Genomic DNA, 20,817 nt, shown 5'->3' on the forward strand with positions numbered 1-20,817 from the left:
TGGCGGTGCGTCAGTCACCAGATCTAATAACTGACCCTCCGCTATCGGGAGCAAGCCCCCTCCCACATTTAGACTGAGTACCTCTTCAGTTATGCATAGCTCTCGATCGACGGGCACGCACACACCAGGTTGCGATCGCCAAACACGTTGTCGACCCGGCCAACCGGTGGCCAGTATTTGCCTTCGATCAATGACGGCACCGGGTACACCGCTTGTTCGCGGGTGTATGGATGCGTCCACTCACTCACCAATTCAGCTGCGGTGTGTGGTGCGTTTTTCAGCGGGTTATCGTCCTTGTCCAACGTGCCGTTTTCCACTGCACGGATCTCTTCGCGGATGGCGATCATGGCGTCGCAGAAGCGGTCCAGTTCTTCCTTGGATTCACTTTCGGTCGGCTCGATCATCAAGGTGCCGGCCACCGGGAACGACATGGTCGGCGCATGGAAACCAAAATCGATCAGGCGCTTGGCCACGTCGTCCACACTGATGCCGCTGCTGTCTTTCAACGGGCGCAGGTCGAGGATGCATTCGTGGGCCACCAGGCCGTTGCTCCCGGTATAGAGCACGGGGTAATGCTCTTCGAGGCGACGGGAAATGTAGTTGGCATTCAGGATCGCCAACTGCGACGCGCGCTTGAGGCCGGCGCCGCCCATCATGCTGATGTACATCCAGGTGATCGGCAAAATGCTCGCGCTGCCGAACGGTGCGGCGCATACCGCGCCTTCCTTGCGTTCCATGGCCGCGTGGCCGGGCAGGAACGGCGTGAGGTGCGACTTGACGCCAATCGGGCCAACACCCGGGCCGCCACCGCCATGGGGGATGCAGAAGGTCTTGTGCAGGTTCAGGTGGGACACGTCGCCGCCGAACTTGCCCGGTGCGCAGAGGCCGACCATCGCGTTCATGTTGGCGCCGTCGATGTACACCTGGCCGCCGTTGTCGTGGATGATCCCGCAGATTTCGCGGATGCCTTCCTCGAACACACCGTGAGTGGACGGGTAGGTGATCATCAGCGCGGCGAGGTGCTCGCGGTGCTCGATTGCCTTGGCGCGCAGGTCTTCGATGTCCACGTTGCCGCGCGCATCGCACGCGGTCACCACTACGCGCATACCGGCCATGTTGGCGGTGGCGGGGTTGGTGCCGTGGGCCGACGACGGGATCAGGCAGATGTCGCGACGTTCTTCGCCGCGGCTCTGGTGATAGGCGCGGATGGCCAGAAGGCCTGCGTATTCACCCTGGGAGCCGGCGTTGGGCTGCAAGGAGATCGCGTCGTAGCCGGTGGCCGCGCAGAGCATGGCTTCCAGTTCGGTGGTCAGTTGCAGGTAGCCGGCGCTTTGCGCGGCGGGGGCGAAAGGGTGCAGGGCACCGAACTCGGCCCAGGTCACCGGGATCATTTCGCTGGCGGCGTTGAGCTTCATGGTGCACGAGCCCAGCGGGATCATGGTGCGGTCCAGTGCCAGGTCCTTGTCGGCCAGCTTGCGCAGGTAGCGCATCAGCTCGGTTTCCGAGTGATAACGGTTGAACACCGGGTGGCTGAGGATCGGCGACTGGCGCAGCAGGGCGGCAGGCAGGGTGCTGTCGGTTGCAGCAAAGGCCGGCAGGGTTTTGCCGTCGGCGAAAATGGCCCACAAGGCCTGGATATCAGCCTGGGTAGTGGTTTCGTCGACCGACAGGCCAACACGCTCGGCGTCCACGACGCGCAGGTTGATGCGCTGGGCGCGGGCCTTGTCATGCAGGGCGGCGGTGTGGGTGCCGGTGTTGATTGTCAGGGTGTCGAAGAAGTGTTGCTGCTCGACTTTCAAGCCCAGGGCCGTCAAGCCCTTGGCCAGGATCGCGGTCAGTTGGTGAATGCGCTGGGCGATCTGGGTCAGGCCCTTGGGGCCGTGGTACACGGCGTACATGCTGGCGATATTGGCCAGCAGCACTTGGGCGGTGCAGATATTGCTGGTGGCTTTCTCGCGACGGATATGTTGCTCGCGGGTCTGCATGGCCAAGCGCAGGGCCGGCTTGCCGAAGCGGTCTACCGACACGCCGACCAGACGGCCTGGCATATCGCGCTTGAATGCATCCTTGGTGGAAAAGTACGCCGCGTGCGGACCACCGAAGCCCAGCGGCACGCCGAAGCGTTGTGCGCTGCCAATGGCGACGTCGGCGCCGAATTCACCCGGCGGGGTCAGCAGGGTCAGGGCCAGCAGGTCGGCGGCCACGGCTACCAGTGCGTTGGCGGCGTGGAAGCGCTCGGTCAGTTCGCGGTAGTCGAATACATCGCCGTTGCTGGCCGGGTATTGCAGCAGGGCGCCGAAGAACGGGCTGACGTCGGTCAGTTCGCGCTCATCGCCCACCACCACGTCGATGCCCAGTGGCTCGGCACGGGTGCGCAGTACGTCGAGGGTTTGCGGGTGGCTGTGCACCGAAGCGAAGAACGCGTTGCTGCCTTTGTTCTTGCTCAGGCGCTTGCAGAAGGTCATGGCTTCGGCGGCGGCGGTGGCTTCGTCGAGCAGGGAGGCGTTGGCGATCGGCAGGCCGGTAAGGTCACTGATCAGGGTCTGGAAGTTCAGCAGCGCTTCCAGGCGGCCTTGGGAAATCTCTGGCTGGTACGGGGTGTAGGCGGTGTACCAGGCCGGGTTTTCCAGCAGGTTGCGCAGGATCGGCGACGGTGTATGGCAGTTGTAGTAGCCCTGGCCGATGTAGGTTTTGAACAGTTGGTTCTGCCCGGCAATGGCCTTGATCTTGGCCAGGGCCTCGGCTTCGCTCAAGCCGTCTTCCAGGCCGAGCACGCTGGTGCCCTTGATGCTTTCCGGGATCACGCTGGCGCTGAGGGCTTCGAGGGAATCAAAGCCCAGGCTGGCGAGCATTTGCTGCTCATCTTCCTGGCGAGGGCCGATGTGGCGGGCGATGAATTCGTTGGCGGTGGTCAGATTAACGGTCATGGCGCGCTCCTCAAGCTTCAGCGTTGGCTTTGATCAGACGGTCGTACGCATCCTGATCCAACAGCTTAGCCACTGCCTCGGCGTCGGCGGGTTTAAAGCGGAAGAACCAGCCTTCGCCCATCGGGTCTTCGTTGACCAGTTCCGGGCTGCCATCGAGTTTGTCGTTCACTTCCAGCACTTCACCGTCCAGCGGCATGTAGACGCCGCTGGCGGCTTTGACCGATTCCACGGTGGAGGCTTCGGCGCCCTTGTCGTAAGCCTGCAACTCCGGCAGTTGCACGAAAACCACATCACCCAGCGCGTTCTGCGCAAAAGCGGTGATACCCACGGTGACGCTGCCATCGGCTTCGGCGCGCAGCCATTCGTGATCTTCAGTGAAACGCAACTCGCTCATGGAAACTCCTCAGGGCCAGAATCGTCTGGTGGACGGGATTGGAATAATGGGGAGTTGCTTAGCAATATTGCGGCCAAGGTTATTAATTCGTTATAAATCAACAGGTTAATAAAATCGGTTATGACGTTAGTGCATTTAGCTGTAGCGATTTCGCTACAGTCGAGTGCTTGAAAAAAAGCCTATGTGGATCAAAGCCTTGCATGGCGCGTAAAAAACAGGGTTGTAGCGATATCGTTACGCTGTAGCGCTTTCAGTACACTGAATGTCGTTCCTGGACCAAATTTTGGAATGCTCTCCAAATGTGGGAGGGAGCTTGCTCCCTCCCACATTTGTTTGTATTCCAACTTGAATCAGGGCTTGTTGGGGATGCCGTATTTGCGCAAGCGATGGGCAATTGCGGTGTGTGAGGTCTGTAGGCGGCTGGCGAGCTGGCGCGTCGAGGGGTAGCTGGCGTAGAGCTTTTCCAGCAGATCGCGCTCGAAGTCTTCCACCGCCTGTTCCAGGCTGTCGACTTCGCCATCGCTCTGGCGCGCCACCGACGTACCGGCGATGTCCAGGTCGCCGATGTCTACCAGGCTGCCCTCGCAGATGGCGGCGGCGCGGAAGATCACGTTTTGCAGCTGGCGCACATTGCCCGGCCAGCGGTTGCCCAGCAGCGCTGGATAGGTGCCGGGCGCCAGGCGGCAGACCGGGCGCTGGATCTGCGCGCAGGCTTGCTGCATGAAATAGCGGGCCAGCAGCAGAATGTCCTGGCCGCGTTCGCGCAGTGGCGGCACTTCAACGTTAAGCACGTTGAGGCGGTAGAACAGGTCTTCGCGAAAGGTGCCTTCGCTGACCATCTTTTCCAGATCGCGGTGGGTAGCGCTGAGGATGCGCACATTGACCTTCACCTCACGGTCACCGCCCACCCGACGAAAGCTGCCGTCATTGAGAAAACGCAGCAACTTGGCTTGCAGGTACGGTGACATCTCGCCGATCTCATCGAGAAACACCGTGCCCTGGTTCGCCAGTTCCATCAGCCCTGGCTTGCCACCGCGCTGGGCGCCGGTAAAGGCGCCAGGGGCGTAACCGAACAACTCGCTTTCGGCGAGGTTTTCCGGCAGCGCCGCGCAGTTCAACGCCAAAAACGGTGCACTGTGGCGCGTGCTGATCGCGTGACAGGCGCGGGCCACCAGCTCCTTGCCGGTGCCGGTTTCGCCCTGGATCAGCAGCGGTGCATCCAGCGCCGCCACCCGTTGTGCCCGGGCCTTGAGGGTGCGGATCGCCGGGGATTCGCCCAACAGCGCATCAAAACCTTCGGCATGGTCGTGGTGCAGCGCCGATAGCTGTTCGCCGATGCGGTTGGGCTGGTAGAGGGTGAGCAGGGCTCCGGCGTCGGTGATCGGCGTGGCGTCCAGCAGCAGGGTCTGGCCATTGACGCTGATCTCGCGCAACGGCAAGCGAAAGCCATGCTCCAGCAAGGTCTCCAGCAGCGCGGGGTCGTTGAACAGCTCGGCGATGCTTTCGCCGGCCGGTTCGCGCCCGTACAGCGCGATCAATGCCGGGTTGGCCAGCAAAATCTTGCCCGCGCTGTCCAGGGCCAGCACCGGGTCGGTCATGGCTGCCAGCAGGGCGTCCAGTTGCAGGTGGCGGCGTTGGCCCGGAAGGATGTCGACCACCTTCACCGCTTGCACGCCGTGCACGCTGAACAGCGCATCGCGCAGTTCTTCAAGCACCTCGGCGCTGAGGGTGGGTGCGTCGATATAGACGTTGGGCGGCACCATCTCCACCGCATCCAGGTTGAGATTGCGCCCACCGAGCAAGGCCAGGACTTCCTGGGTGATGCCGACGCGGTCGATGAAGCTGACGTGGATACGCATGGGGCGATTGGCAATTCTGGAGAGCAGAGGCGGCAAGTATGCCTTGGCGCGGGGCGCAGGTGAAATCTGACAAATGATGGAGATCAAAATGTGGGAGGGGGCTTGCTCCCGATTGCGGTGGATCAGCCAATCAACCTGTGGCTGACACACTGCTATCGGGAGCAAGCCCCCTCCCACATTTTGAACTTACTCCAGGTGTTCGGGTTTGACTGGATCACCTGATTTCACATCCAACTGATGCCGCACGTCCTCAAACATCAAGTCGTACTGCTTGTGCATCGAGCCGTTCAACACCGCGACTTTCGGCATGCCGTATTTCTGCGCGATGTTCATCGCATGCCGCGCAAAGTCGAATGCCTGGTCCTTGGGCAGGAAGAACTCCTCCTTGAGGTCCTTGCCCTGCACCGAACCGTGCAGTTTGAATAACATGCCTTTGCCTTCCTTGGGGTCCTGGCTGACTTCATAGTCGATGCACAGGTTGTAGCTGTAGTCGTCCTTGTTGAGCGCGTGACGTTCGACGTGCAAGTGACCGGGTTCAAAGATAGCCATAGGCGTTTCTCCTCTACTTCACAGATAGGTGATGCCAGGTGTGGCCGTGCTGATGCGGGTGCCGGCGCTGCCCTGGACGATGGCTTCGATGTCCGAGAGTGAACCGATCACCGCGGTTTTGCCAGTCTGGCGGGCGAACTCGCAGGCTGCCTGTACCTTGGGGCCCATGGAGCCCGCGGCGAAGCCGAGTTTTTCCATGTCGTCCGGGTGGGCCTGGCCGATGGCCTTCTGGGTTGGCTTGCCGAAGTCGATAAAAGCGGCATTGACGTCGGTGGCGATTACCAGCAGGTCGGCGTCCAGTTGCGCGGCCAGCAAGGAGGAGCACAGGTCTTTGTCGATCACCGCTTCAATGCCGCGCAGCTTGCCGTCTTCGCCATACATCGTCGGGATGCCGCCGCCGCCGGCGCAGATCACGATGGCTTTTTTCTCCAGCAGCCATTTGATCGGGCGGATTTCAAAGATGCGTTTGGGGCGCGGGCTGGCAACCACACGGCGGTATTTGTCGCCATCGGGTGCGATGGCCCAGCCTTTTTCGGCGGCGAGTTGTTCCGCCTCGGCTTTGGCATACACCGGGCCAATAGGCTTGGTGGGGTTCTGGAAGGCCGGGTCCTTGGCGTCCACTTCCACCTGGGTGAGCAGGGTGGCGAACGGCACTTCAAAGTCCAGCAGGTTGCCCAGTTCCTGTTCGATGATGTAGCCGATCATGCCTTCGGTTTCAGCGCCCAGTACGTCCAGCGGGTAGGGTGAGACGCTGGTGTAGGCCGCCGCCTGCAACGACAGCAGGCCGACCTGCGGGCCATTGCCGTGGGCGATCACCAGTTCGTTGCCGGCGTGGATCTTGGCGATCTGTTCGGTAGCGATGCGGATATTGGCGCGTTGGTTGTCTGCGGTCATGGGTTCACCACGGCGCAGGAGGGCGTTGCCGCCCAGGGCTACGACGATGCGCATAATGCAATCCTTTTAGGGTGTGAGCAGAGCCCAATGTGGGAGGGGGCTTGCTCCCGATGGCGGCAGGACAGTCAATCTATCTATAGCTGAGCCACCGCTATCGGGAGCAAGCCCCCTCCCACATTTTTGAACCCTGTTCCGACAGTGAGAGTTAGATATCCGCCAACGCCGACACCAGGATCGCCTTGATGGTATGCATGCGGTTTTCCGCCTGCTCAAACGCGATATTGGCCGGCGACTCGAAGACTTCCTCGGTCACTTCCACACCATTGGCCAAGTGCGGATAGCGCGCAGCGATGTCCTTGCCGACCTTGGTTTCGCTGTTATGGAACGCCGGCAAGCAGTGCATGAATTTCACCCGGGGGTTGCCCGAGGCTTTCATCATCTTGGCGTTGACCTGGTACGGCAGCAGTTGCTCGATACGCTCGTCCCACGCTTCCACCGGCTCGCCCATGGACACCCAGATATCGGTGTGGATGAAGTCCACGCCCTTCACTGCTTCTTTCGGGTCTTCGGTGATGGTGATGCGCGCGCCGCTTTCCTCGGCAAAGGCCTGGCACTGTTTGATGAAATCCTCGTGCGGCCACAGCGCTTTCGGCGCGCCGATGCGCACGTCCATGCCGAGCTTGGCGCCGATCATCAGCAGCGAGTTGCCCATGTTGTAGCGGGCGTCCCCCAGGTAGGCGTAGCTGATGTCATGCAGCGGCTTGTCGCTGTGTTCGCGCATGGTCAGGGTGTCGGCGATCATTTGGGTCGGGTGGAATTCGGCGGTGAGGCCGTTGAACACCGGCACACCGGCGAACTTGGCCAGTTCTTCGACGATTTCCTGTTCGAAGCCACGGTACTCAATGGCATCGAACATCCGGCCCAGGACGCGGGCGGTGTCTTTCATGCTTTCTTTGTGGCCGATCTGCGACGACACCGGGTCGATGTAGGTGACGTGGGCGCCCTGGTCATGGGCCGCGACTTCGAAGGCGCAGCGGGTGCGGGTCGAGGTTTTTTCGAAGATCAACGCGATGTTCTTGCCTTGCAGGTGCGGACGCTCGGTGCCGGTGTATTTGGCGCGTTTGAGGTCGCGGGACAGGTCCAGCAGGTAGTTCAGTTCGCGAGTAGTGTGGTGCATCAGCGACAGCAGGCTGCGGTTACGCATATTGAAAGCCATGATGGAATCTCCTTAATAGTCGATAGGGTCGCGGATGATCGGGCAGGTCATGCAGTGGCCGCCGCCACGGCCACGGCCGAGCTCACCGGCGCTGATGGTGATGACTTCCACACCGGCCTTGCGCAGCAGGGTGTTGGTGTAGGTGTTGCGGTCGTAACCGATCACCACGCCGGGTTCCACGGCCACTACGTTGTTGCCGTCATCCCACTGCTCGCGTTCGGCGGCGAAGCTGTTGCCGCCGGTCTCGACGACACGTAGCGCCTTGAGGTTGAGGGCCGCGGCGACGGTTTCGAGGAAGTTGGTTTTCTCCCGTTGAATGTCGATACCGTGAGGCTTGCTTTCGTCAGGGCGCAGGGTGAACGGCACGATCTGGTTGACCACTTCCGGGAAGACGGTGACCAGGTCGCGGTCGCAGAAGCTGAACACGGTGTCCAGGTGCATCGCTGCGCGGGATTTGGGCAGGCCGGCCACGATGACGCGCTCCACCGCTTTGTTCTTGAACAGGTTGCGCGCCAGTTGGCCGATGGCTTGGTGGGACGAGCGCTCGCCCATGCCGATCAACACCACGCCATTGCCAATCGGCATCACGTCGCCGCCTTCCAGTGTGGCAGCGCCGTGCTCCTGGTCGGGGTCGCCGTACCAGATCTGGAAGTCCGCGTTGGTGAATTCCGGGTGGAACTTGTAGATGGCGGAGGCCAGCAGGGTTTCCTGGCGTCGCGCCGGCCAGTACATCGGGTTGAGCGTTACACCGCCGTAGATCCAGCAGGTGGTGTCGCGGGTGAACTGGGTGTTGGGCAGCGGCGGCAGGATGAAGCTGGCGTGGCCGAGGAAGTCGCGGAACATCTCGATGGTCTTGCCACCAAAGCTGCTCGGCAGGTCATCGGCCGATACGCCACCGATCAAATACTCGCTGATCTTGCGCGGCTCCAGGCTACGCAGCCACGAGCCGACTTCGTCGACCAGGCCCAGGCCCACGGTGTTGGCGGTGATCTTGCGTTGCAGGATCCAGTCCAGCGCTTCGGGGATGGCGACGATATCGGTGAGCAGGTTGTGCATTTCCAGCACATCAATATCCCGCTCGCGCATCTTGGTCACGAAGTCGAAGTGGTCGCGTTTGGCCTGGGCCACCCACAGCACGTCATCGAACAACAGCTCGTCGCAGTTGTTGGGGGTCAGCCGCTGGTGGGCCAAACCTGGGGAGCACACCATGACTTTGCGCAGTTTGCCGGCTTCGGAATGTACGCCGTACTTAACTTTTTCCGTGGTCATTACAGATCCTCCAGTGAACATACAATTACAGAGTCAGGAAGCCGTCGTAGAGCCCATAGGCCGCCACCAGGGCGCCAATGACCACTGCGGCGAAAATCAGCTTCTCGACGTTGGTGAAAATCGGTTTGCCCAGTTCACGCTTGGCCTTGGCGAACAGGATCGCGCCGGGGGCGTAGAGCAGGGCGGAGAGCAGCAGGTACTTGGTGCCGCCGGCATAGAGCAGCCAGATCGCGTAGATCAGGGCGACGGCGCCGATGAACAGGTCTTTCTTGCGCTCCTTGAGCGCGTTTTCGTAGGTTTCGCCACGCACCGCCAGCAGCAGGGCGTAGGCCGCCGACCACAGGTAAGGCACCAGGATCATCGAGGTGGCGAGGTAGATCAGCGACAGGTAGGTGCTCGCGGAAAACAGTGTGATCACTAAAAATATCTGCACCATCGCGTTGGTCAGCCACAGGGCGTTGACCGGCACATGGTTGGCGTTTTCCTTGCGCAAGAACTCCGGCATGGTGTGGTCCTTGGCGGCGGCAAACATGATCTCCGCACACAGCAGCACCCACGACAGCAACGCGCCCAGCAGCGAGATGATCAAGCCGACGCTGATCAGCACCGCACCCCAATGGCCCACCACATGCTCAAGCACGGCAGCCATCGACGGGTTCTGCAACTTGGCCAGTTCCGGTTGGGTCATGATCCCCAAAGACAGCACGTTCACCAGCATCAGGAACAGCAGCACCGTGATAAAACCGATCACGGTGGCCTTGCCCACGTCGCTGCGTTTCTCGGCACGGGAGGAAAAGATGCTCGCGCCTTCGATGCCGATGAACACCCACACGGTGACCAGCATCATGTTGCGCACCTGGTTCATCACGCTGCCCAGGTCAGGGTTTTTTACGCCCCAGATGTCTGCGGTGAAGATGTCCAGCTTGAACGCGAATAGGGCGATGAGCACGAACAGCAGCAGCGGCACGACCTTGGCAACGGTGGTCACCAGGTTGATGAACGCTGCTTCCTTGATGCCGCGCAGCACCAGAAAGTGCACCGCCCACAGCAGTACCGAGGCACCGATCACCGCCGCCGGCGTGTTGCCTTCGCCAAAGATCGGGAAGAAGTAACCCAGGGTGCTGAACAAGAGTACGAAGTACCCGACGTTGCCCAGCCAGGCACTGATCCAGTAGCCCCAGGCCGATGAGAACCCCATGTAATCGCCGAAGCCGGCCTTGGCGTAGGCGTACACCCCGCCGTCGAGATCGGGCTTGCGGTTGGCGAGGGTCTGGAACACGAATGCGAGGGTCAACATGCCGATGGCGGTGATCACCCAACCAATCAACACGGCGCCTACGTCGGCACTGGCGGCCATGTTTTGCGGGAGTGAAAAGATCCCGCCGCCAATCATTGAGCCCACGACAAGTGCAACCAGCGCACCAAGCCTAAGTTTTCCGGGAGAATCAGACATTGCGTGACTCCAATGCAGGAGAAGAGAGATCAAAGAATAATTCCGTGCGCTAATAAAACAGCTGACTCAGATCAGTTCATTGGTACATTCCATTGTGAATTAACGACTTAGGGTGGAAGTTGCGGGGCGACACGGCTTGTGCAAAGGCGCTCGCTAGAGCGGTCTCCTACAATGTGGTTAATCATTTGGTCCGGGGCATGGGTGTTGAAGCTAGTTCGTATTTGCGAATGTGCAAAGTTTTTGTACGTTGCCTGACGAGCGCTTCATAATTGCCGTATTTAAATTCTAAATAAGCCTAAACTTCCTGCGTTTACATACCCTTATGTTATGAAACGCTAGCGTCATTAAATTGAATTAGTTGAGTGCGCGGTGGTCGGCTCAAACATTTATTGCGAGGAACCTGCATGTCCCAACCAGCCCAGAAACTTCGGCTCAGTGCCCTGATCGCCCTGGTAGTAGGTTCGATGATCGGCGGCGGGATCTTCTCGCTCCCGCAAAACATGGCGGCCCGCGCCGAGGTGGGCGCAGTGCTGATCGGTTGGGCCATTACCGCGGTTGGCATGTTGACTCTGGCGTTTGTGTTCCAGACCCTGGCCAACCGCAAACCGGAACTGGATTCCGGGGTGTACGCCTACGCCAAGGCCGGCTTCGGCGATTACATGGGGTTCTCGTCGGCCTGGGGCTACTGGATCAGTGCGTGGATGGGCAACGTCGGCTATTTCGTGTTGCTGTTCAGCACCCTGGGTTACTTTTTCCCGGCGTTCGGTCAGGGCAATACACCACTGGCCATCGGTTGTGCATCGCTGTTGCTGTGGGCGGTGCATTTTCTGGTGATGCGCGGGATCAAGGAAGCGGCGTTCATCAACCAGATCACCACCGTGGCGAAGATCGTGCCGCTGCTGATGTTTATCGTGATCGCCGCCGTGGCGTTCAAGGCCGACATCTTCACCCGTGATATCTGGGGCCTGGGCAATCCGCAGATGGGCAGCGTGGTCGAGCAGGTGCGCCACATGATGCTGGTCACGGTGTTTGTGTTTATCGGTATCGAAGGCGCCAGTGTGTACTCGGCGCGGGCCGAGAAACGCTCGGATGTGGGGCGCGCGACGGTGATTGGTTTCCTGGGCGTGCTGGCGCTGCTGGTGCTGGTGAATGTGCTGTCGTTGGGCATCATGGGCCAGCCGGAACTGGCGCAGTTGCAGAACCCGTCCCTGGCGGGCGTGCTGGAACACATTGTCGGGCCCTGGGGAGCGATATTGATCAGCCTCGGCCTGGCGGTTTCGCTGCTCGGGGCATTGCTTTCGTGGGCGTTGCTCTGCGCGGAAATCCTCTATGCCACTGCCCATGACAAGACCATGCCGGCGTTCCTGAAAAAGGAAAATGCCAATCAGGTGCCGGTTAACGCGTTGTGGCTGACCAATGTGATGATCCAGGCATTTCTGGTGATCACGCTGTTTTCGGCCAGTACCTACACCACCCTGATCTACCTGGCGTCGTCGATGATTCTGGTGCCGTACCTGTGGTCGGCGGCCTATGCGGTGCTGTTGAGCGCGCGCGGCGAAACCTATCAAGGCGCTCAGCGCCGACGCATGAAGGATCTGCTGGTAGGCTTGATTGCCCTCGGTTACGCGGTGTGGCTGTTGTATGCGGGCGGTTTGAAATATTTGCTGCTGTCGGCGCTGCTGTATGCACCGGGTGTGATCCTGTTTGCCCTGGCCAAGCGGGAGCAGGGCCGCCCGTTGTTTACCTCGCTTGAAAAAGGCATTTTCGGTTGTGTGATCGCGGGCGCCGGGTTGGCTGCGTACGGGCTGTATAGCGGGGTATTGTCGCTGTGAGGTTGGTGTATCAACCGCCTTATGACTGGGCGGCGATGGTGGAGTTCTTATCGGCGCGGGCAATCACCGGGTTGGAAACCGTGGTGGCCGGTGTGTATCGACGCAGCATCAGTGTGGCCGGGCGACATGGCTGGATCAGCGTCGCGCCGGGGGCGGGGGACTGGCTGGAAGTGACGGTCGACTTTCCCGAGCCGGCCGCGCTGCCCGAGATCGAGCGGCGCCTGCGCAGGATGTTCGATCTGGATGCCGTGCCCGCCGTGATCAACCTGCAATTGGCCAGGGACCCGTTGATGGCGCAACTGGTTGCGGCTCGACCAGGGCTGCGGTTGCCGGGTACATGGGACGGCCTGGAGTTGGCCATTCGCGCAGTGCTGGGCCAGCAGATCACGGTGGTGGCGGCGATCCGGTTGGCGGGCAAGCTGGTGGCGCAGTATGGCCAGTCGTTGCAAACCCCCCACACCGGTATTACTCACCTGTTCCCGGCACCCGAGGTGCTGGCGGCGGCGGACCTGGCGGCCCTGGGCATGCCCAAGGCGCGAGGTCGCACCTTGTCCGGTGTGGCCCAGGCGTTGTTGGATGACCCTCGGATTTTCGAGCCCAAGGCCAGTCTCAAGGACGGTGTTGCACGGTTGGTGGCACTCCCGGGGATTGGCGATTGGACCGCGCAGTACATCGCCATGCGCCAGTTGCGCGAGGCGGATGCGTTTGCATCGGGGGACATCGGCTTGATCAATGCGCTGGCGGCGCTGGAAGGCGGGCCGGTGTCGGCACGGCAGTTGCTGGCGCGGGCCGAGGCGTGGCGGCCGTTGAGGGCGTATGCAGCGCAGCATTTGTGGACGTCGTTGAATCGCGGGGATTGATAGTGACTGTGATGGCCTCATCGGGGGCAAGCCCCTCCCACATTTGATGTGTGAATACATTCAAAAGTGGGAGGGGGCTTGCCCCCGATGGCGGTCTTCAGTTCACCACTGAGGCCGGTGCGCGCCCAATTCCCCTGCCGGCAAATCCCACTGCAACGGCGTGCCACTGATGCTCAGCGGCGCCAGTAACCGATGGGCCTGGCCCCAGGGGGTCTGCTCTACCACCAAGCCTTGATCATTGATGTCTTCGCCGCGCAACGCTGCCTGCTGCGGCACCTGCCCTGCGTCCACCAGCAACTTGGCCGTGCGCGCCAGTGACAACCGCGCCGAACCGCCCCGACCTGACGCAAACCGCTCGCTCAAGGCCTGGATCGCACTGGCGGCCATCAGGTAACCGGTAGCGTGATCCAGCGCCTGCACCGGCAGCGGCACGGGCTTATCCGCCTGCTTCCAGGCCATGCCCGCCTCGGCGATCCCGCTGCTCATCTGCACCAGGCTGTCAAAACCGCGACGGTTACGCCACGGGCCACTCCAGCCATAGGCATTGAGGCTGACGTCAATCAGGCCGGGGGCGATATGTTGGCGCTCGCCGAGGGTGTAACCCAGCTGTTCCAGTGCATCGGCGCGGTAACCATGGAACAGTACGTCAGCGTGCTTGAGCAAGGCTTCGAATACCTGCCGGCCTTCAGGGCTTTTCAGGTCGAGGCGGGCACAGCGCTTGCCCAGGGTCATTTCCGGTACCACGCCCGGTTCGTTCCAGGTTGGCGAATCAATGCGCAGTACATCTGCACCCAATCCGGCGAGGAAACGACTGGCCACGGGGCCGGCCAATACGCGGGTCAAGTCCAGCACCTTGATACCCGCCAGCGGGCGCGCAGGTGAGCCAAGCCAGGGTTTGTCGATACCAGGGTCGAAGACCTGACGCTGTATCAACTCTTCGGCATTCACCGCCAAGCCTTGCGGATGCTGCTGCCAGGCTTGCCACGTACGCATCTGCGCCGCACAACCGCCGGCGTCGACAATGGCCTGTTCCAGTTCTGCGGCGTTCCATGTAGCGACTTTGGTCGCCATCTCGGCGCGGTCGGCCACAGGCCCAAGCACCCGTTCGGCCGCTGCACGGTGATGGGGTGCATTGGTGTGCAGACGAATCCAGCCCTCGGCGCTGGCGTAGTCACCGGCCACTGGGTCCCACAGCGGCGGTACTTGCCAACCCACTGGGCGAATCGACGAAGAAAACCACAGCGAGGCGAGACGCCGATCCACGCTGACGCTGGGCAGCCGCCCGGTCTGTTGCTGGATCAACTGGGCAACAGCCTGGCCAGCGGCGCCGATGCTGGCGACGGCCAGGTCGGTCACGGCGAAGGACGAGGGCAGCGCGCCTGCCGAGGTCTCGGGCAGCGCAATGTGCGGTAAATCGAGTGCAGCTTGGATGGGAGTCAGCAGGTCAGTCATCTAAGGCCCTCCGTAAGAGAAGGGCCACTATAGAAGAACATCACACCGGTGTGGCAGCCCCTGGGATCAAGGGCAGTTCGATACTGGCGATAAAACCGCCGTCGGGATGATTGGCCAGGATCAGGGTGCCGCCATGGCGCTCGGCAGCACGGCGGGCGATGGCCAGGCCCAGGCCATGACCTTGCGCAGTCTGGCCCGGCGCACGGTAAAACGGCTCGCCCAGTTGGCCCAGGTGCTCGGCATCAACGCCGGGGCCGTGGTCGCGTACGCTGATCAGAATGCGCCCGTTTTGATGCTGGGCCTGCAATTGAATCGGTTGGCCGGCCGGGTTGAAGCGTTGGGCATTGCGCAGAAGGTTATCCACGGCGCGCTCGATCATGGTCGGCCAGCCCTTGAGCCGCAGGTCGACGTCGGTGCTGAGGTGCACCACTTGCTCGGGCGCGCCGAGCTGGGCGTCCTTTTGCAGGGTCTTGAGCAATGGGTTGAGGTCAATGTCTTCGGCGCTGGCGTTGTCGGCGTCGACCCGCGCCAGGACCAGGATTTCGCTGATCAAGGCTTCCAGGCGGTCGCATTCGCGGGTCAGGCGTGGCCAGAGTTTTTCCCGTTCTTCGGGGCTGGCGCGCTCGGCCAGGGCCAGGGCGATACGCAAGCGTGCCAGGGGCGAGCGCAGTTCGTGGGACACGTCGCGCAGCAACTGGCGCTGGCTACCGATCAGGCTTTGCAGGCGCGCGCCCATGCGGTTGAAGTCATTGGCCAACACACCGAATTCGTCGCGCCTGTTGGCCAGTTGCGCCAAGCTGTTTTGTTGATAGGTGGTTTGCCCCAGGTCATGCACCGCGCCGCGCAGGCGGCTGAGTGGGCGGGTGATGGACAAGGTCACCAGCAGGCTGAACAGGGTCAACACCACCAGGGTAATCGCCAGGGCACTGAGCGGCCACAGCAGGCTACTGCGGTGCCAGGCTTCCAACTCCGGGTGGGGAATGCGGTAGATCAGCAGGTAGGTGTCGCCGGTTTTGTCGCTGGTGTACTCGGCGGTCAGGCGCCGCCAGGGCAGGTGGCCGTCCTGGCTGTCATTCTGCCGGGCTTCAAAGGCGGCGGCGCGACGCGGGAAGGTACCGCGCACCACCGGCTCGCCGCTCTCGTTAAGCACTTGCACATCGATGTGGTAATGGCGTTTGCGCTGTTGCAGCAAGTCCTGGGCGGCGTCCTCACCCTGGGCTTCGTAGAGTTGCGTCCACTCTTGCGCCAGGTTGTTCAGGCCGGGGTGGCGGCTGAGAATCCAGGCGTCCTGGTTGAGCATATGCCCAAGCAGAATCGACAACCCGCCAACCAGGGCGATGGCCAGCCAGAAACTCGCCAGGATACGCCAGAACAATGAACGCACAGGAAACCCTCAAACAGGAAAAGCCCAGTGGTGTGAACCACTGGGCCGTAGGCATTACGTTTGCATTATTGCGCTTTTTGCGCTTGCTGGGCTTTCCATTCCTGGAATTGCTTCCACTCGGCGCGGCGCTCGGCTTGCTTCTTGACGATCTCGTCGTATTGCTTCTGCTGGTCAGGCTTGAGCACGGCGCGGATATTGGCCTGGGTTTTCTGCTTGCCGGCGGCGATCTCGTCCTGCATGGCTTTCTGGTCAGCGGCCGGGAGTTTGTCCAGGTACTTTTGGGTCAGGTCCTTGCGAGCGTGCCATTGGTCACCCATCAGCTTGCGGATCTGCTCGCGCTGTTCCTTGCTCAAGTCTAGCTGGCTGAACGGGCCGCCTTTACCACGCGGGCCGTGTTCACCGTGGCCCGGGCTGCCCATCATGTGGCCTTCGTGGCCGCCCATCGGGCCTGGGCCTTCAGGCATGGCCATGGCAACGGTAGGCAGTGCAGCGGCGAGCATCAAAGCGATAAGGGTCTTGCGCATGGTGATTCTCCTGTCTCTATTCCGGTGAGTCCGGATGTGAGTAGGTTACGCAGCGCAAGGTCAGCCGCCGTCAGCGGAGGGTAAAGATTTGGTAAGGCTGCCTCTAGAGGCTGTAGTAGTAGCCGCGACTGCGCAGCGCCACGATCCGCGGCCGGCCATCCGGGTGCGGGCCGATCTTTTTGCGCAGGTTGCTGACGTGCATGTCCAGGCTGCGATCGTAAAGGGTCAACTTGCGGCCCAGGGCGATCTGCGCCAGTTCCTGTTTATCGAGGGGCTCGCCGGGCTGGCGCAGCAAGGCTTCGAGCAGGCGGCTTTCGGAGACGGTCAGGGTGAACTCCTGGTCATCGATGCTCACCACGCCGCGCACCGGGCTGAAGCACAGGTCGCCCAGCTCAAGCTGGGTCGAGACCGCGGTCGGGTGGCTGCGGCGCAATACGGCACGCAGGCGGGCGGTCAGTTCGCGCGGATCGCAAGGCTTGGCCAGGTAGTCGTCGGCGCCCAGCTCCAGGCCGAGGATGCGGTCCAGGGGTTCGCCCCGCGCCGAGAGCATCAGCACCGGCAGTTCCGGGTGGTCGTTGCGCAGTTGCTTGAGCAGCTCCAGGCCGCTGCCGTCGGGCAACATCACGTCGAGCACCACCGCCGCCGGGGCGGCTTCGGCCAAGGCTTTGCGGGCGCTCAGGCCATCGTGGCAGGCGCGCACCTGGAAGCCTTCCTGGCTCAACCAACTGTTCAGCAGCTCACAGAGCTCCTGGTCATCATCTATCAGTAACAGCTCGCTCATGACTCACTCGATTTAGCCATTGTCGACGGCGACGACCCCACCGGTGCCGCCGTGAGCCATTAGGAGTGCGCCGAAACGATTAGGTTCGACGCAGCCGGGTTCAAGGCAGGACTTGCTTGAACGGCTTGATCACCACATCAGCGTAGACGCCTGCTGCGACATAGGGGTCGGCCTTGGCCCAGGCCTGGGCGTCGGCCAGGGAGGCGAACTCGGCGACAATCAGGCTGCCGGTGAAACCGGCGTCGCCCGGGTCATTGCTGTCGACCGCCGGGTGCGGGCCGGCCAGTACGATACGGCCTTCGGCTTGCAGCTGTTTAAGGCGCTCGACGTGGGCGGGGCGTACGCTCAGGCGTTTTTCCAGCGAGTTGGCAATATCGGTGGCAATGATGGCGTAGAGCATGTCAGTCCTCGGTTTTCGGCGTGGTAGGCGCGGTGTCATGCAGGTGACGCGACAGGTAGATCCCCTGGCCGATCAGGAACAATACGGTCATGCCCAGGCTGCCGAACACCTTGAAATCGACCCAGTAGTCCTGGAAGGTAAAGGCCACGAACAGGTTGGCCGCACCACAGAACAGGAAAAACACGATCCAGGCCACGTTCAGGCGCACCCACACCGGTTCCGGCAAGGTCAGCGCGTGGCCCATGATCCGCTTGATCAGCAGGCGGTCACCGATGAAGTGGCTGCCGATAAAGACCAGGGCAAACAGCCAGTTGACCACCGGGGCTTTCCATTTAAGGAAGGTTTCGCTGTGGAAGGCCAGGGTCAGTCCGCCAAAGACCAGGCAGGCGATAAGGGTCAGCCATTGGCTTTTTTCCAGCTTGCGCTGGGAGATGAAGATGGCGCCGTAGACCACGATGGAGCTGATGATCAGTACGGCAGTGGCACTGTAGATACCCCCGAACGACAGCTCGTGACCGGCGATTTCGATGACCCTGGGGTCGAGTTTGGTAACGATGAAAAACAGCAACAGCGGGATGAAGTCGATGAATTGTTTCACAGTAAGAGCCAGAAGCTGGATGTGGCGGCATAATAACAAACATCCTTGGTTGCGATAGCGCCAGCTGACTTGAGGTTACATACCCACGTGAATGTTGATTTGCACTGCCACAGCACGGCCTCCGACGGCGCCCTGGCGCCCGCGGTACTGGTTGCGCGTGCGTTTGAAAAAGGCGTGCAAGTGCTGGCGTTGACCGACCACGACACCCTCGAGGGTCTCGATGAAGCCCGCGAAGCCGCGCGTTCTTTGGGCATGCAACTGGTCAACGGGGTGGAATTGTCCTGCACCTGGGGCGGCGCCACCATTCATGTACTTGGCTACGGTTTCGATCAGAATGCCCCGCCGTTGGTGGCGGCCATTGCCCAATTGCACGATGGCCGCTGGCTGCGGTCCGAAGAAATAAGCCGCAAGCTCAGCCTTAAAGGCATGCCAGGTGCCCTCGACGGCGCCCGTGCCATCCAGCAGGAACTGGGTGACAGCGGCAACGCACCGGCCCGTCCGCACTTTGCCGACTGGATGGTGCGCGAAGGCTATGTCAAGGATCGCGCCGAAGCCTTTCGCAAATGGCTGGGGGCCGGCAAGTTGGGCGATGTGAAGCTGCATTGGCCGACCCTAGAAGACACCGTCCAGACCTTGCGGGCTTCCGGGGCCTGGGTCAGCCTGGCGCATCCCTGGCATTACGATTTCACCCGCAGCAAGCGCCGCAAGCTGATCAGCGACTATATTGGTGCGGGTGGCCACGCGATCGAGGTGGTCAACGGGCATCAACCGGCGGAACAGGTCGGCAGCCTGGCGATCCTTGCTCGCGAATTTGGTCTGCTGGTCAGTGCCGGCAGTGATTTTCATGGCCCAGGCGGCTGGTCCGAGATTGGCGAGTATCGCCAGGTCCCGGAAGATCTGCCGCTGTTGTGGGGGCGATTCAAGCATGACCCCATTATTGCCACCGTCTGAACAGGTAGAGCACGTGAGTCAATTCTTCCAGATTCATCCGGAAAACCCTCAGGCGCGCCTGATTAAACAGGCCGTGGAGATCATCCGAGCCGGCGGCGTGGTGATCTATCCAACTGATTCGTCCTACGCCATCGGTTGCCAGATCGGCGACAAAGGCGCGGTCGAGCGTGTAAGGCGCCTGCGCCAGCTGGACGACAAGCACAACTTCGCACTGATTTGCAGCGACTTGTCTCAACTGGGCCTGTTCGCCAAGGTCGACACCGGTACGTTCCGCCTGCTCAAGGCCCATACGCCGGGGCCTTATACCTTCATTCTCAATGCCACCCGCGAAGTGCCGCGCCTGTTATTGCACCCCAAGAAGCGCACCATCGGCCTGCGCGTGCCGGAACACCCGATAGCCCTGGCGCTGTTGGCCGAGCTGGGTGAGCCGCTGATGAGCGTGTCGTTGATCCTGCCCGGTGAAACCGAACCGTTGTACGACCCTTACGAAATGCGGCGCCTGCTGGAAAAGCATGTCGACCTGATCATCGATGGCGGCTACGGCGGCAACAAAGCCTCGACGGTGATCAACCTGGCTGACGGCGAGCCTGAAGTGGTGCGTGTGGGCTGTGGCGATCCGGCGCCATTTATGGTCGAGGCCTGAATGTCGGCCGTGGAAACCGCTGATCCCCAGGCCGGCGCCCAGCAGGAACTGCCGTTCGCCATGGTCTATGGCCAGGCGGTCATGGAAATGCCCCTGGACCTGTACATTCCACCGGATGCCCTGGAGGTCTTCCTGGAAGCCTTCGAAGGCCCGCTGGACTTGCTGCTGTACCTGATCCGCAAGCAGAACATCAATATCCTCGACATCCCGGTGGCAGAAATCACCCGTCAGTACATGGGCTACGTCGAGCTGATGCAGTCGGTGCGCCTGGAGCTGGCCGCCGAGTACCTGGTGATGGCCGCCATGCTCGCCGAGATCAAGTCGCGCATGTTGTTGCCGCGTTCGGAGACCGTCGAAGCCGAAGAGGATGACCCGCGCGCCGAACTGATCCGCCGCTTGCAGGAGTACGAACGCTTCAAGGCCGCCGCCGAAGGCATTGACGGCCTGAGCCGCGTGGGTCGTGATGTGGTGGTGCCCAAGCTGGACGCACCCGAGGCCCGTGCGCGCAAATTGCTGCCGGACGTGAGCCTGGAAGAATTGCTGATGTCCATGGCCGAGGTGTTGCGCCGTGGCGATATGTTTGAAAGCCACCAGGTCAGCCGCGAAGCGCTGTCTACCCGCGAGCGCATGAGTGATGTGCTGGAACGCCTGAAGGGCGGTGGGTTTGTGCCGTTTGTGGAGCTGTTCACCGCCGAAGAAGGCCGACTAGGTGTGGTGGTGACCTTTATGGCGATCCTCGAACTGGTCAAGGAATCCTTGGTCGAGCTGGTGCAGAATGAGCCTTTTGCGGCTATCCACGTGCGGGCGCGAGCCGAATAACGAGCTGAATCG

Annotated in this window: 19 protein-coding genes; 5 read left to right on the forward strand and 14 right to left on the reverse strand. The window is 61.5% G+C overall.

All coding sequences use genetic code 11. The annotated features are described in order from the left end of the window. Nucleotides 1–89: 89 nt before the first annotated feature. The 8 genes from gcvP to arcD (E4P01_RS25465) form a co-directional block, all read right to left on the reverse strand. Complete coding sequence (gcvP, locus tag E4P01_RS25430; RefSeq protein ID WP_216092021.1) at nucleotides 90–2,927, reverse strand: aminomethyl-transferring glycine dehydrogenase; 2,838 nt, start codon at nucleotides 2,925–2,927, stop codon at nucleotides 90–92. A 10-nt stretch (nucleotides 2,928–2,937) separates the two neighbouring features. Then, complete coding sequence (gene gcvH / locus E4P01_RS25435; RefSeq protein ID WP_032879722.1) at nucleotides 2,938–3,321, reverse strand: glycine cleavage system protein GcvH; 384 nt, start codon at nucleotides 3,319–3,321, stop codon at nucleotides 2,938–2,940. 350 nt (nucleotides 3,322–3,671) lie between these two features. Continuing rightward, on the reverse strand, nucleotides 3,672–5,180 hold the full coding sequence (locus E4P01_RS25440) for a sigma-54-dependent transcriptional regulator (protein ID WP_005790844.1): 1,509 nt from the start codon (nucleotides 5,178–5,180) through the stop codon (nucleotides 3,672–3,674). Nucleotides 5,181–5,366: 186 nt separating this feature from the next. Continuing rightward, entirely contained in the window at nucleotides 5,367–5,729 is a 363-nt protein-coding gene (locus E4P01_RS25445; protein ID WP_194439052.1) for a DUF5064 family protein, read from the reverse strand. 18 nt (nucleotides 5,730–5,747) lie between these two features. Next, nucleotides 5,748–6,677 carry a carbamate kinase gene (arcC, locus tag E4P01_RS25450; protein ID WP_005790840.1) on the reverse strand — a complete coding sequence of 310 codons (930 nt, stop codon included), beginning with the start codon at nucleotides 6,675–6,677 and terminating at the stop codon, nucleotides 5,748–5,750. A gap of 151 nt (nucleotides 6,678–6,828) precedes the next feature. Then, nucleotides 6,829–7,839 carry an ornithine carbamoyltransferase gene (locus tag E4P01_RS25455; RefSeq protein ID WP_005790837.1) on the reverse strand — a complete coding sequence of 337 codons (1,011 nt, stop codon included), beginning with the start codon at nucleotides 7,837–7,839 and terminating at the stop codon, nucleotides 6,829–6,831. Between the two features lie 12 nt (nucleotides 7,840–7,851). Beyond that, nucleotides 7,852–9,108 carry an arginine deiminase gene (arcA, locus tag E4P01_RS25460; RefSeq protein WP_216092020.1) on the reverse strand — a complete coding sequence of 419 codons (1,257 nt, stop codon included), beginning with the start codon at nucleotides 9,106–9,108 and terminating at the stop codon, nucleotides 7,852–7,854. Nucleotides 9,109–9,133: 25 nt separating this feature from the next. Further along, nucleotides 9,134–10,561: an arginine-ornithine antiporter gene (arcD, locus tag E4P01_RS25465; RefSeq protein ID WP_032879725.1), complete on the reverse strand. Its 1,428-nt coding sequence runs from the start codon at nucleotides 10,559–10,561 to the stop codon at nucleotides 9,134–9,136. Between the two features lie 404 nt (nucleotides 10,562–10,965). Here arcD (E4P01_RS25465) and arcD (E4P01_RS25470) point away from each other — a divergent pair, with 404 nt between their 5' ends. Both arcD (E4P01_RS25470) and E4P01_RS25475 read left to right on the forward strand, forming a co-directional pair. After that, a complete protein-coding gene (gene arcD, locus E4P01_RS25470) occupies nucleotides 10,966–12,393 on the forward strand; it encodes an arginine-ornithine antiporter (protein ID WP_005790831.1) in 1,428 nt (475 codons plus the stop codon). Next, the gene (locus E4P01_RS25475; RefSeq protein ID WP_078822172.1) at nucleotides 12,390–13,253 is read left to right on the forward strand and encodes an AlkA N-terminal domain-containing protein; all 864 of its coding nucleotides are present in this window, start codon (nucleotides 12,390–12,392) and stop codon (nucleotides 13,251–13,253) included. Before arcD (E4P01_RS25470) ends, E4P01_RS25475 begins: the two co-directional genes overlap by 4 nt. A gap of 102 nt (nucleotides 13,254–13,355) precedes the next feature. Here E4P01_RS25475 and E4P01_RS25480 read toward each other — a convergent pair whose 3' ends face one another. The 6 genes from E4P01_RS25480 to E4P01_RS25505 all read right to left on the reverse strand — a co-directional run bounded on the left by E4P01_RS25480 (nucleotide 13,356) and on the right by E4P01_RS25505 (nucleotide 18,392). Continuing rightward, nucleotides 13,356–14,705, reverse strand: a complete 1,350-nt coding sequence (locus tag E4P01_RS25480; RefSeq protein WP_216092019.1) for a CoA transferase — start codon at nucleotides 14,703–14,705, stop codon at nucleotides 13,356–13,358. 40 nt (nucleotides 14,706–14,745) lie between these two features. Then, nucleotides 14,746–16,089 carry a HAMP domain-containing sensor histidine kinase gene (locus E4P01_RS25485; protein ID WP_216092018.1) on the reverse strand — a complete coding sequence of 448 codons (1,344 nt, stop codon included), beginning with the start codon at nucleotides 16,087–16,089 and terminating at the stop codon, nucleotides 14,746–14,748. A 65-nt stretch (nucleotides 16,090–16,154) separates the two neighbouring features. After that, on the reverse strand, nucleotides 16,155–16,613 hold the full coding sequence (locus tag E4P01_RS25490) for an LTXXQ domain protein (protein ID WP_216092017.1): 459 nt from the start codon (nucleotides 16,611–16,613) through the stop codon (nucleotides 16,155–16,157). A gap of 103 nt (nucleotides 16,614–16,716) precedes the next feature. Next, nucleotides 16,717–17,394, reverse strand: coding sequence for a response regulator transcription factor (locus E4P01_RS25495; RefSeq protein WP_078822169.1), 678 nt, complete (start codon nucleotides 17,392–17,394; stop codon nucleotides 16,717–16,719). Nucleotides 17,395–17,494: 100 nt separating this feature from the next. Then, entirely contained in the window at nucleotides 17,495–17,794 is a 300-nt protein-coding gene (locus tag E4P01_RS25500) for a YciI family protein (protein WP_005790820.1), read from the reverse strand. Between the two features lies 1 nt (nucleotide 17,795). Then, on the reverse strand, nucleotides 17,796–18,392 hold the full coding sequence (locus tag E4P01_RS25505; protein WP_005790819.1) for a septation protein A: 597 nt from the start codon (nucleotides 18,390–18,392) through the stop codon (nucleotides 17,796–17,798). An 87-nt stretch (nucleotides 18,393–18,479) separates the two neighbouring features. Here E4P01_RS25505 and E4P01_RS25510 point away from each other — a divergent pair, with 87 nt between their 5' ends. From E4P01_RS25510 to E4P01_RS25520, 3 genes are all read left to right on the forward strand, one after another. Then, nucleotides 18,480–19,343 (forward strand): PHP domain-containing protein, encoded by an 864-nt coding sequence (locus E4P01_RS25510; protein ID WP_078822167.1) that lies wholly within the window; start codon nucleotides 18,480–18,482, stop codon nucleotides 19,341–19,343. Between the two features lie 13 nt (nucleotides 19,344–19,356). Continuing rightward, nucleotides 19,357–19,986 (forward strand): L-threonylcarbamoyladenylate synthase, encoded by a 630-nt coding sequence (locus E4P01_RS25515; protein ID WP_003193796.1) that lies wholly within the window; start codon nucleotides 19,357–19,359, stop codon nucleotides 19,984–19,986. Nucleotides 19,987–20,106: 120 nt separating this feature from the next. Beyond that, a complete protein-coding gene (locus E4P01_RS25520) occupies nucleotides 20,107–20,805 on the forward strand; it encodes a ScpA family protein (protein WP_164365898.1) in 699 nt (232 codons plus the stop codon). Nucleotides 20,806–20,817: the final 12 nt, after the last annotated feature.

The sequence above is a fragment of the Pseudomonas sp. NCIMB 10586 genome, assembly GCF_023127895.1.
GTDB lineage: Bacteria > Pseudomonadota > Gammaproteobacteria > Pseudomonadales > Pseudomonadaceae > Aquipseudomonas > Aquipseudomonas synxantha_A.

Excerpts from the sequence above, each read along its gene's own strand:
- arcD (WP_005790831.1), top strand. The coding sequence starts at position 10,966 with ATGTCCCAACCAGCCCAGAAACTTCGGCTCAGTGCCCTGATCGCCCTG.
- E4P01_RS25480 (WP_216092019.1), bottom strand. The coding sequence starts at position 14,705 with ATGACTGACCTGCTGACTCCCATCCAAGCTGCACTCGATTTACCGCAC.
- gcvH (WP_032879722.1), bottom strand. The coding sequence starts at position 3,321 with ATGAGCGAGTTGCGTTTCACTGAAGATCACGAATGGCTGCGCGCCGAA.
- arcA (WP_216092020.1), bottom strand. The coding sequence starts at position 9,108 with ATGACCACGGAAAAAGTTAAGTACGGCGTACATTCCGAAGCCGGCAAA.
- E4P01_RS25500 (WP_005790820.1), bottom strand. The coding sequence starts at position 17,794 with ATGCTCTACGCCATCATTGCCACCGATATTGCCAACTCGCTGGAAAAA.
- gcvP (WP_216092021.1), bottom strand. The coding sequence starts at position 2,927 with ATGACCGTTAATCTGACCACCGCCAACGAATTCATCGCCCGCCACATC.
- E4P01_RS25490 (WP_216092017.1), bottom strand. The coding sequence starts at position 16,613 with ATGCGCAAGACCCTTATCGCTTTGATGCTCGCCGCTGCACTGCCTACC.
- arcC (WP_005790840.1), bottom strand. The coding sequence starts at position 6,677 with ATGCGCATCGTCGTAGCCCTGGGCGGCAACGCCCTCCTGCGCCGTGGT.
- arcD (WP_032879725.1), bottom strand. The coding sequence starts at position 10,561 with ATGTCTGATTCTCCCGGAAAACTTAGGCTTGGTGCGCTGGTTGCACTT.
- E4P01_RS25445 (WP_194439052.1), bottom strand. The coding sequence starts at position 5,729 with ATGGCTATCTTTGAACCCGGTCACTTGCACGTCGAACGTCACGCGCTC.
- E4P01_RS25495 (WP_078822169.1), bottom strand. The coding sequence starts at position 17,394 with ATGAGCGAGCTGTTACTGATAGATGATGACCAGGAGCTCTGTGAGCTG.
- E4P01_RS25440 (WP_005790844.1), bottom strand. The coding sequence starts at position 5,180 with ATGCGTATCCACGTCAGCTTCATCGACCGCGTCGGCATCACCCAGGAA.
- E4P01_RS25455 (WP_005790837.1), bottom strand. The coding sequence starts at position 7,839 with ATGGCTTTCAATATGCGTAACCGCAGCCTGCTGTCGCTGATGCACCAC.